This window comes from Pseudomonas sp. HMSC057H01, from assembly GCF_001836405.1.
GTDB lineage: Bacteria > Pseudomonadota > Gammaproteobacteria > Pseudomonadales > Pseudomonadaceae > Pseudomonas > Pseudomonas aeruginosa.
Window position 1 is genome coordinate 1 of sequence record NZ_KV828489.1, and the last position, 1,134, is coordinate 1,134.

Consider the following 1,134-nt stretch of genomic DNA (forward strand, 5'->3'; position numbering starts at 1 on the left):
GGTCGACGCGGCCTTCATCCAGAACCTGGCGATGCCCTTCCCATCGATCCAGTCCGCCGAATACGCCGCGCAACTGCTCAAGCAGGGCAAGGCCAGCGATATCAACCAGAAGCCGATCGGTACCGGCCCGTTCGTGTTCAGCCGCTACCAGAAGGATGCGCAGATCCGTTTCAAGGGCAACAAGGACTACTGGAAGCCGGACGAGGTGAAGGTCGACAACCTGATCTTCGCCATCAACACCGACGCCTCGGTGCGCGCGCAGAAGCTCAAGGCCGGCGAGTGCCAGATCACCCTCAACCCACGCCCCGCCGACCTCGACGCGCTGAAGAAGGACCCGAACCTGAACCTGCCGTCGCAGGCCGGCTTCAACCTCGGCTACATCGCCTACAACGTCACCCACAAGCCGTTCGACAAGCTGGAAGTACGCCAGGCGCTGGACATGGCGGTGAACAAGCAGGCCATCATCGACGCCGTCTACCAGGGCGCCGGCCAGTTGGCGAGCAACGGCATGCCGCCGACCCAGTGGTCCTACGACGAGACCATCAAGGACGCGCCCTACGATCCGGCCAAGGCCAGGGAGCTGCTGAAGAAGGCCGGGGTCGCCGAAGGCACCGAGATCACCCTGTGGGCCATGCCGGTACAACGCCCCTACAACCCCAACGCCAAGCTGATGGCGGAAATGCTGCAGAACGATTGGGCGAAGATCGGTATCAAGGCGAAGATCGTCACCTATGAATGGGGCGAATACATCAAGCGCGCCAAGGGCGGCGAGCATGACGCCATGCTGATCGGCTGGAGCGGCGACAACGGTGACCCGGACAACTGGCTCGGCACCCTCTACGGCTGCGACGCGGTGGACGGCAACAACTTCTCCAAATGGTGCGACGCCGGCTACGACAAGCTGGTCAAGGATGCCAAGCGCACCACCGACCAGGGCAAGCGCACCGAGCTGTACAAGCAGGCCCAGCACATCCTCAAGGAGCAGGTGCCGATCACCCCGATCGCCCACTCCACCGTGTACCAGCCGATGCGCAAGACGGTACACGACTTCAGGATCAGTCCCTTCGGCCTGAACTCGTTCTACGAGGTCAGCGTCGGCAAGTAGCTTCGCCTGCCAGCCGCGCCGCCCCGCCA

General features: G+C 63.3%; 1 protein-coding gene. It reads left to right on the forward strand.

All coding sequences use genetic code 11. The features are described from left to right. A partial coding sequence (locus HMPREF2581_RS18510; RefSeq protein WP_070867363.1) for an ABC transporter substrate-binding protein occupies window positions 1–1,105 on the forward strand: 1,105 nt, incomplete at its 5' end. Between the last annotated feature and the right edge of the window lie 29 nt (window positions 1,106–1,134).